Raw genomic sequence first — 786 nt, forward strand, 5'->3', positions numbered from 1 at the left:
CGTGGCAATAAATACGTTAAAACCACTAAGCCATACCAAGCGCTCAGAACCCGTCACAACCCCTCTGTACAATCCACACATCCACCTAAGCGCAACACTGATCGCCATGATTTGAACAGCAATCACTGCAGTTTTCATATCAAGCGATTCAATATTAAGCCACTGCCCTGCAACAAGATCCGCCAATAAGAACAAGCTGCTGCCACCGACCACTGCAACTGCTAAGAAAATCAGGCTAAGGGCACGGAAGAGCTGTCGATATGCCAAGGCAGACATACTGCCGCCATGGTAGCGTGCGGTTTCACGGCCTATAGTCGGTGTTAACCCCATATCCAGCAAACCAAACCAGGCTTGCAGCATGGTAAAAAAGCCAACCAAGCCATAGGCTTCTGCACCCATATATTTTATATAGAGCGGCAGGATCAATATACCTACGCCCGTCACATAGAGTTGACTGGCGTAGTTGGCTAGGATGTTTTTCTTAAGGGTCAATTTCTATCCTGAGAAAATCAGTTTAATTTAATTTTCATAATAGTTTTTTCTTCATTTTCTTCTACCTTGAGAAATCCAAGATTACTATAGACTCTGATAGCAGAAAGGTTATTATTTTTAACCTCAAGGGTGCATGTTTTAAAATTTCGCGATTTGCATATATCCAAGACGCAGCTCAACAATATATTTGATATGCCTCGCCCTCTAAAAAAAGGTGAAACTAAAACCAGTGTGATAAATGCATCTTCTTTCGAAGGATTATTGCAGTAAAATGCTACAAAACCTGCACATTCG

2 protein-coding genes are annotated in these 786 nt (G+C 42.1%); both read right to left on the bottom strand.

Features of this window, described 5'->3' with window-relative positions; genetic code table 11:
* A partial coding sequence (locus tag RMT89_RS40450) for an oligosaccharide flippase family protein (protein ID WP_315888742.1) occupies positions 1-492 on the bottom strand: 492 nt, incomplete at its 3' end.
* Positions 493-509: 17 nt separating this feature from the next.
* The coding region (locus tag RMT89_RS40455) for a GNAT family N-acetyltransferase (protein WP_315888743.1) at positions 510-786 on the bottom strand (277 nt) is incomplete at its 5' end.

Origin of the sequence: Streptomyces sp. P17 (genome assembly GCF_032436805.1) — a bacterium.
Classification (GTDB): Bacteria; Actinomycetota; Actinomycetes; order Streptomycetales; family Streptomycetaceae; genus Streptomyces.